The sequence below is a fragment of the Paenibacillus forsythiae T98 genome, from assembly GCF_000520735.1.
Lineage (GTDB): Bacteria > Bacillota > Bacilli > Paenibacillales > Paenibacillaceae > Paenibacillus_AQ > Paenibacillus_AQ forsythiae.
Genome location: NZ_ASSC01000397.1, coordinates 1 through 8,069 on the forward strand (window position 1 = coordinate 1; position 8,069 = coordinate 8,069).

Below are 8,069 nucleotides of genomic sequence, written 5' to 3' on the forward strand. Positions count from 1 at the left end.
CGGATGCTGGAGAAGTGGCGGCTGATGAGCGAATCGGCCGAAGCTGATGCGGACAATCCGAATATTCCGGATATCCCCGCAGAGGCCGAATCGGGTGAATGGCCGGGGATGTCCTCGGCATTTACCCGAGAGAAGTTCCAGCAGGCGGTGCGGGATATCCAGGAATACATCCGCCAGGGCGACGTATTCCAGGTGAACCTGTCGCTGCGGCAGGAAGCGGCGCTTCGGTCCTCGCCGGAGGAGGTGTACGAGTGGCTGCGCAGGCTCAACCCGTCCCCGTACATGGGGCTGCTGCGCTCGCCCGGCTTCGCGCTGTCCAGCGCTTCGCCGGAGCTGCTTGTCAAGCTGCACGGGGACAAGGTGAGCGCGCGGCCGATCGCCGGCACCCGGCGCCGGGGCCTGACTCCCGCGGAGGATGCCGCCATGGAGGCGGAGCTGCGCGGGAGCGCCAAAGAGACGGCCGAGCATATTATGCTCGTCGATCTGGAGCGCAACGATATCGGACGTGTCTCCGCGTACGGTACAGTCAATGTCCCCGAACTCATGACCGTGGAGCGCTACTCGCATGTCATGCATCTCGTATCCCAGGTCAATGGGCGGATTGCGGAAGGCAAGGATGCGTATGATGTGATTGCGGCCCTGTTTCCGGGGGGAACCATTACCGGAGCGCCGAAGGTAAGAACGATGGAGATCATCGAGGAAATGGAGCCTGTCCGGCGCGGTCCGTACACTGGTTCGATGGGCTGGATTGACTACGGCGGCAATATGGAATTAAATATTATTATAAGAACGTTGGTTGTACAGGATGGAACCGGGTATATTCAGACGGGGGCGGGCATCGTGATCGACTCCGATCCTTACCGCGAATACCGGGAATGCCATAATAAAGCCAAGGCCATCGTAAAAGCGGTTCTTTGCAGTGAAGCCATGAGAGAATCGCAGCCTGGCGGCGGCGCGGAGGGAGCAAATTAAACATGATTTTGGTTATCGACAACTATGACTCTTTTACGTATAATCTCGTGCAATACTTAGGGGAACTCGGTGAAGAGGTCAAGGTTTATCGCAACGATGAAATCAGCATCGAAGAAATTGAACAGCTGGCGCCGGATCATATCCTGATCTCTCCTGGACCGTGTACGCCCAACGAGGCTGGCATCAGCCTTGATCTGATCGACCATTTTAAAGGCGTAATCCCGATCTTCGGCGTCTGCCTCGGCCATCAGGCGATCGGACAGGCGTTCGGCGGCAACGTCATCCGCGCGGAGCGCCTCATGCACGGCAAGACCTCCCCGATCCATCATAAAGGAGGCTCTGTCTTCGAGGGCTTGGAATCACCGTTTACGGCGACCCGCTATCATTCCTTGCTGGTGGAGCGCGAGAGCCTGCCGGACTGCCTGGAAATTACCGCCGAAACAGCGGAAGGCGAAATTATGGGACTCCGTCACAAGGAGTATCCGATTGAGGGCGTGCAGTTTCATCCGGAGTCGATTATTACCGATCACGGACATACGATGCTCCGCAATTTCCTGAAGCGAAAAGCCGGGAAGACGGTATGAATTATATAGGAGTGAATGGCGGCGTTATAGACGCCGAAGATGCCGTGGTTTCCGTCAGGGATCACGGCTTTTTGTATGGCATCGGCCTGTTCGAGACGTTCCGGACGTACGGGGGCAGGCCATTTTTGCTGGAGCGGCACCTGGAGCGGATGGCGGAGGGCTGCCGTCAGCTCGGCATTCCTCATAAGCCCGATCCTGCCGGTCTGGCGGAATGGATCGCGGAGCTGATGAAGCGGAACGGGCTGCATGAAGCCTACGTCCGCTATACCGTAACCGCCGGGGAGGATGTTCTCGGCCTTCCTGCGGGAGACTATACCCGTCCCAATCAGGTGCTATTCGCCAAAGCGCTGCCGCATCGGACGATTGATATGGATGTATATGGAAAAGAGCTTCAACTGCTCAAGCTCCGTCGGAACACGCCGGAAGGCCAGGTGCGCTTCAAGTCTCTGCATTATATGAACAATATTTTGGCCAAAAGAGAGCTGTCACACTACCCGTCCGCAGACTGCGGCGCGGAAGGACTGATGCTAACCGGGCGCGGAGAAGTGGCGGAAGGCATTGTCAGCAATGTCTTTTTCATAAAAGCGGGACGTTTATTTACACCGGATGAGTCTACAGGCATCCTGCCGGGAATTACCCGGGAAATGGTGATGGAGCTGGCCCGAAGCGAAGGTCTTGAAGTGGAGACCGGCTTGTACCCTTGGGGGACGCTGGAAGGGGCGCAGGAAGTATTTTTAACCAACTCGATTCAGGAGATCGTCCCTGTGACGGCTCTATGGAAAGAGAATGAACGGACGGTAGTCGGAAGCGGGTCGGCGGGCCCCCTCACTTCGATGCTGCTTAAGAAGTACAGACAGAGAGCGGGAGTAGAGCAATGAAGCCTATACTATATACACGAAAATATACCAGTGGTCCCATGGAGCTTGCCTTGGGGCAGCGGACATTGATCATGGGGATTCTGAATGTCACGCCCGATTCGTTCTCCGACGGCGGATTATGGGATAAGCCTGAGGCTGCGGTCCGGCATGCCTTGCGGATGGTGGAGGAAGGCGCCGACATCATCGATATCGGAGGCGAATCGACGCGCCCCGGACATGTACCGGTGAGCATTGATGAGGAATTAAGCCGCATCCTCCCGGTTATTGAGGCGATCCACCGCGCTGCGCCGCAAATTCCGCTATCAATCGACACCTATAAGGCGGAGGTGGCGAAGCAGGCGATTGCCGCCGGAGCGCATATCATCAACGACATCTGGGGCTGCAAGGCCGATTCCTTTATGGCCAAGGTCGCCGCCGAAGCTGGCTGTCCCATTATTCTGATGCATAACCGGGAAGACCGGAACTACACCGATTTGCAGGCTGATATGATCGCGGATCTCCGCGAGAGCATTGATTTGGCCCTGCGGGCTGGAGTGCGGGCGGAGAATATCATCCTCGATCCCGGCATCGGCTTTGCCAAGGATTACGACGAAAATTTGCGGGCCATGATGTCGCTGGACGCCTTGACGGCGCTCGGCTATCCGGTACTGCTCGCCACATCGCGCAAACGGTTTATCCGCACGGCGCTTGACTTGCCTATAGACGATGTCGTCGAAGGCACGGCGGCAACCGTAGCTTTTGGCATCGCCCAGGGCTGCCAGATTGTGCGCGTTCACGATGTGCGGCTGATTAAACGGACGGTTACGATGTGCGACGCCATGCTCTACTCCGCTGATAAATAATGAAAGGTGGCATCGTCCATGGATAAAATGAAGCTTCACCGCATGGAATATTATGGATATCACGGCGTTTTTGAAGAGGAACGCAAGCTGGGCCAGCGTTATTACATTGATCTGGAGCTGGAGCTTGACTTAAGCGGAGCGGGACGAAGCGACGATCTGCAGCAGACGGTGAACTATGCCGAGGCCCATGCGCTGGTTAAAAATATTGTCGAACAAGAGTCCTACAAGCTGATTGAAGCTTTGGGTGAACGTATTGCATCTGTATTGCTTCACACTTATACTATTATCAATGCGGTGACTGTGAAGGTGACCAAGCCGCACCCGCCGTTCGACGTCCATTTCCAGGGCGTGACCGTGGAACTGCGTAGAACGAGAAAGTGAGAACCGGGTTATGAGTAATTATTCCACCTCTGAGCTGTCAGAGGCTTATATTGCTTTAGGGGCCAATTTGGGAGATCGCGAACAAAGTCTTAAAGAGGCGCTTGCCCTGCTTGGCGCTCATGCCGAGATTGAGGTCCTGCGCTGTTCCGGCATATACGAGACCGAGCCTGTCGGTTATGCCGACCAGCCGAATTTTTTGAATATGACTGCGGCTGTGCGCACCTCGCTGCTTCCTGAAGCGCTGCTGGATGTGATGCTGGAGATTGAGGATCGGCTGGGACGGGTAAGGACTATCCGCAACGGCCCCCGGACGGTAGATTTGGATTTGCTGTGGATGGATGGAAAGGTGCTGGACACTCCGCATTTGATTCTGCCTCATCCCCGTATGCAGGAACGCGCATTCGTGCTTTTTCCGCTCCGCGATATTGTGCCCCGGGACGAGCCATCCGGCCTTTGGGAGATCGTGACGAAAGCGCTGGGCAAGTTAGACGGAAGGGAAGGAATCAAATTGTGGACATCAAGCGGATGGGAAGACGGATTCGGGCATACCGGAAACTAAAAGGCTATACGCAGCAGGAACTGGCCGACCGCGCTGGCATTTCACTTGCTGTGCTTGGAGCGGTGGAGCGGGGAAACCGGTGCTTGGAAGATCAAATTTTAGATAAAATTGCAACCGTTCTGGGGGTCGGGGTCAAGGAATTGACCGACTCATCTTCAATATAGAGGGAAGTGAACACGATGCTTAAAATAGGTAATATCGAAATGAAAAATCAGGTTGTGCTTGCCCCCATGGCCGGCGTATGCAATCCTGCCTTCCGGCTGATCGCCAAGGAGTTCGGCACGGGCCTTGTCTGCGCGGAAATGGTAAGCGACAAGGCGATTGTGCACGGCAATAAGCGGACGCGGGAAATGCTGTTTGTCGACGATCGGGAGAAACCGCTCAGCTTGCAGATTTTTGGCGGGGACCGCGAGTCGCTGGTGCAGGCGGCAAAGGTGGTCGATAAAGAAACGAACGCGGATATCATTGACATCAACATGGGCTGCCCGGTTCCCAAGGTGACAAAATGCGACGCCGGCGCCCGCTGGCTGCTTGAGCCTGACAAAATCTACGAAATGGTCTCGGCCGTAGTCGATGCCGTCGACAAGCCGGTTACCGTCAAAATGCGGATCGGCTGGGACAGCGAGCATATTTACGTCGTGGATAATGCGCGCGCGGTGGAGCGGGCCGGAGGCCAGGCCATCAGCGTGCACGGCCGCACCCGTGAGCAGCTGTACACCGGTCACGCGGACTGGAGCTACATCCGCCAGGCCAAGGAAGCGGTCTCCATCCCGGTGATCGGCAACGGCGACGTGCAGACGCCGCAGGATGCCCGGGCCATGCTGGATCAGACCGGCTGCGACGGCGTCATGATCGGGCGGGGCGCGCTTGGCAACCCGTGGATGCTGTACCGCACCGTCCAGTACCTCAGTACCGGAGAGCTGCTGCCTGATCCATCTCCGGGAGAGAAGATCGAGGTCGCCATTTTGCATATGGACCGTCTGGTCGATTTGAAGGGCGAAGCGGTTGCTGTCCGCGAAATGCGCAAGCATCTGGCCTGGTATTTGAAGGGGCTGAAAGGTGCGGCCCGCGTGAAGGATGTCATTATGGAAGAAACGAAGCGTGACGAAATGGTGCGGATTTTAAATGATTTTGTCGACCGGGTTTCAGAAGAAGAAAAGGGTGGTCCGGCAGGCGCAGAAGCGCCCGTTTCCGCGGTATAACGCCTGTTGTTGCGCTTTATTTGAATCCACCTGACATTACGAAGGCAGTCATTGACATTTTGTAACGGTTCCCATATAATTTCACAGTATAAATTCGCCGTTCCAAATTAGAAGCAATGCAGCGAAGGGTTCTTAACCCTTTGGATTCGCATATAGTTATGGTGTTTTCAATAAATGTATACGACAGGAGAATCGGTTAAGATGAGCGAGAAAGAAGTCATTCTTACTCCGGATGGACTTAAACGTCTGGAGGAGGAGCTGGAGAACCTCAAGTCCGTCAAGCGCCGCGAAGTGGCCGAGCGGATCAAAGTGGCTATCGGATATGGAGATATAAGCGAGAACTCGGAGTACGAAGATGCCAAGAATGAACAGGCTTTCATCGAAGGCCGAATCATTACCCTGGAAAAAATGCTCCGCAACGCACGCATCATTAACAGTGACGAAATTGACACCGAAAGTGTCAGCGTCGGAGTAACCGTCACCGTTGAAGATATGGAGTTCGGGGATATCATGGAGTATACGATCGTCGGCACGGCCGAATCCGATCCGCTCAATAACAAGATTTCCAACGAAAGTCCGGTGGGCAAAGCTATTATCGGCAAGAAAAAAGGTACGATCGTCGACGTCAACGTGCCCGCAGGCGTTATTCAATATAAAATCATTGATATTAAGATGAAATAAGATTGAACCTAAATCGTTCGATCACACTGCGCAGCCGGCGAGGCTTGACCATACCGGATGATGCAGGCGGGGAACCATTTGAAAAGCTTCCTTAGGGAAGCTTTTTTCAAAATATAAGAAAGGCCAAGCCTGTATTGACGAGATGGGTACCGGCTTATAATGGACGCTGCGAGTGGGTCATAACCCGCAATGTAATTATCGTTATATGTTCAAAGGAACGGTACTGTCAAGGCGGTAGGGAGACAGCCGTTTCTTCTTACGTCTAAAGAGGTTCAAATTTGTTTTTGAAGGGATGACAGGCAATGAGTGAGGAAATTGGCAATCAAGGGACTACGGAAAGCGAGCTTAGCGAGCTGCTGCAGATTCGACGCGGCAAGTTGGACGAACTGCGCGAGCTCGGGATCGATCCATTCGGCAAAAAGTACGAGCGCACACATAACGCGGGCAATATTTTGGCCAAATATGATGGAATGACCAATGAAGAGCTGGAAGAACAGGTTATTCAAGTAAACGTCGCAGGTCGAATTATGGCCAAGCGGACGATGGGCAAGGCCAGCTTTGCCCACATTCAGGATCTTAGCGGGAAAATTCAAATTTACGTCCGCAAGGACAGCGTGCCGGAAGTCCAATATGCGGCATTTGGCGTGCTTGATTTGGGGGACATTATCGGTGTGACCGGCACCGTCTTCAAGACAAAGACCGGAGAAACGACGATTAAGGTAAGCGAGATTGAAGTGTTGTCCAAATCGCTGCTTCCGCTTCCTGATAAATACAACGGTCTCAAGGACGTCGAGCTGCGCTACCGCCAGCGTTATGTCGATCTGATTATCAATCCCGAGGTTCAACAGACGTTTATTACCCGTTCGCGGATTATTCAGTCGATGCGCCGTTATCTGGACTCGCTCGGGTATCTGGAAGTGGAGACGCCGACTCTTCACGCCATTGCCGGCGGGGCGGCGGCCCGTCCGTTCATTACCTTCCACAACACGCTGGAGATGGAGCTGTACATGCGGATCGCCATCGAGCTGCATTTGAAGCGGCTCATTGTCGGCGGTCTGGAAAAGGTATATGAGATCGGCCGCGTCTATCGCAACGAGGGGATTTCCACACGCCATAACCCGGAGTTCACCATGATTGAGCTGTATGAGGCTTATGCCGATTACACGGATATCATGCGTCTTACCGAGAGCTTGATCGCGCATATTGCCCAGGAAGTGCTCGGTACGCAAAAAATCAACTATCAAGGTCACGAGGTCGATTTGACTCCGGAGTGGCGCCGCGTATCGATGGTTGATGCGGTTAAGGAAGTAACCGGTGTCGATTTCGGCGTGCATATGACCGACGAGGAAGCTCATCGTCTTGCCAAAGAGCACCGTGTACCGGTAGAGAAGCATATGACCTTCGGTCATATTCTGAATGCGTTCTTTGAGCAGTTTGTCGAGGAGACGCTAATCCAGCCAACATTTGTAACAGGTCATCCTGTCGAAATTTCTCCGCTCGCCAAGAAGAACGATCATGATCCGCGGTTTACCGACCGGTTCGAGCTGTTCATCGTGGCCCGCGAGCATGCCAATGCGTTCAGCGAGCTGAACGACCCGATTGACCAGCGCCAGCGCTTTGAAGCACAGCTTCAAGAGAAGGAGCAGGGCAATGATGAGGCGCATGAAATGGATGAAGACTTCATCCGTGCGCTTGAATATGGCATGCCTCCAACCGGCGGCCTTGGAATCGGTGTCGACCGTTTGGTTATGCTTCTGACCGACTCGGCATCCATCCGTGATGTGCTGCTGTTCCCGCATATGCGTAACAAAGCCGGGGAATAAATAGCGCGTGCTTAATATTGTAGGAGCTGATAACCCGAGAGAGCGGTGAAAACTGCTTTTTCGGGTTTTATTTTAAGTTTTTTGAGAAAAACTATTGCAATCTTTGAATAGTCATGGTATATTCTAATTCCGGCCAAGAAATACGAG

At 54.0% G+C, this 8,069-nt stretch carries 10 protein-coding genes; all 10 read left to right on the forward strand.

Features of this window, described 5'->3' with window-relative positions:
• A partial coding sequence (locus L692_RS0112585) for an anthranilate synthase component I family protein (RefSeq protein WP_025700346.1) occupies nucleotides 1-972 on the forward strand: 972 nt, incomplete at its 5' end.
• Nucleotides 973-974: 2 nt separating this feature from the next.
• Complete coding sequence (gene pabA, locus L692_RS0112590) at nucleotides 975-1,556, forward strand: aminodeoxychorismate/anthranilate synthase component II (RefSeq protein WP_025700348.1); 582 nt, start codon at nucleotides 975-977, stop codon at nucleotides 1,554-1,556.
• On the forward strand, nucleotides 1,553-2,434 hold the full coding sequence (locus tag L692_RS0112595) for an aminotransferase class IV (RefSeq protein ID WP_025700350.1): 882 nt from the start codon (nucleotides 1,553-1,555) through the stop codon (nucleotides 2,432-2,434). The genes pabA and L692_RS0112595 overlap by 4 nt, the downstream gene beginning before the upstream one ends.
• Nucleotides 2,431-3,276: a dihydropteroate synthase gene (folP, locus tag L692_RS0112600; protein WP_025700352.1), complete on the forward strand. Its 846-nt coding sequence runs from the start codon at nucleotides 2,431-2,433 to the stop codon at nucleotides 3,274-3,276. The genes L692_RS0112595 and folP overlap by 4 nt, the downstream gene beginning before the upstream one ends.
• An 18-nt stretch (nucleotides 3,277-3,294) precedes the next feature.
• A complete protein-coding gene (gene folB / locus L692_RS0112605) occupies nucleotides 3,295-3,657 on the forward strand; it encodes a dihydroneopterin aldolase (RefSeq protein ID WP_025700355.1) in 363 nt (120 codons plus the stop codon).
• 10 nt (nucleotides 3,658-3,667) lie between these two features.
• Entirely contained in the window at nucleotides 3,668-4,216 is a 549-nt protein-coding gene (folK, locus tag L692_RS0112610) for a 2-amino-4-hydroxy-6-hydroxymethyldihydropteridine diphosphokinase (RefSeq protein ID WP_025700357.1), read from the forward strand.
• On the forward strand, nucleotides 4,183-4,380 hold the full coding sequence (locus tag L692_RS31190) for a helix-turn-helix domain-containing protein (protein WP_312001387.1): 198 nt from the start codon (nucleotides 4,183-4,185) through the stop codon (nucleotides 4,378-4,380). Before folK ends, L692_RS31190 begins: the two co-directional genes overlap by 34 nt.
• A gap of 15 nt (nucleotides 4,381-4,395) precedes the next feature.
• The gene (gene dusB, locus L692_RS0112620) at nucleotides 4,396-5,418 is read left to right on the forward strand and encodes a tRNA dihydrouridine synthase DusB (RefSeq protein ID WP_025700360.1); all 1,023 of its coding nucleotides are present in this window, start codon (nucleotides 4,396-4,398) and stop codon (nucleotides 5,416-5,418) included.
• Nucleotides 5,419-5,619: 201 nt separating this feature from the next.
• Complete coding sequence (greA, locus tag L692_RS0112625; RefSeq protein ID WP_025700361.1) at nucleotides 5,620-6,099, forward strand: transcription elongation factor GreA; 480 nt, start codon at nucleotides 5,620-5,622, stop codon at nucleotides 6,097-6,099.
• A gap of 302 nt (nucleotides 6,100-6,401) precedes the next feature.
• Nucleotides 6,402-7,922 (forward strand): lysine--tRNA ligase, encoded by a 1,521-nt coding sequence (lysS, locus tag L692_RS0112630; protein ID WP_025700363.1) that lies wholly within the window; start codon nucleotides 6,402-6,404, stop codon nucleotides 7,920-7,922.
• Nucleotides 7,923-8,069: the final 147 nt, after the last annotated feature.

Bases quoted from the DNA above. Each gene is read 5' to 3' on its own strand.
- L692_RS0112595 (WP_025700350.1), top strand. From the start codon at position 1,553: ATGAATTATATAGGAGTGAATGGCGGCGTTATAGACGCCGAAGATGCC.
- L692_RS31190 (WP_312001387.1), top strand. From the start codon at position 4,183: ATGGGAAGACGGATTCGGGCATACCGGAAACTAAAAGGCTATACGCAG.
- folB (WP_025700355.1), top strand. From the start codon at position 3,295: ATGGATAAAATGAAGCTTCACCGCATGGAATATTATGGATATCACGGC.
- pabA (WP_025700348.1), top strand. From the start codon at position 975: ATGATTTTGGTTATCGACAACTATGACTCTTTTACGTATAATCTCGTG.
- lysS (WP_025700363.1), top strand. From the start codon at position 6,402: ATGAGTGAGGAAATTGGCAATCAAGGGACTACGGAAAGCGAGCTTAGC.
- dusB (WP_025700360.1), top strand. From the start codon at position 4,396: ATGCTTAAAATAGGTAATATCGAAATGAAAAATCAGGTTGTGCTTGCC.
- greA (WP_025700361.1), top strand. From the start codon at position 5,620: ATGAGCGAGAAAGAAGTCATTCTTACTCCGGATGGACTTAAACGTCTG.
- folP (WP_025700352.1), top strand. From the start codon at position 2,431: ATGAAGCCTATACTATATACACGAAAATATACCAGTGGTCCCATGGAG.
- folK (WP_025700357.1), top strand. From the start codon at position 3,668: ATGAGTAATTATTCCACCTCTGAGCTGTCAGAGGCTTATATTGCTTTA.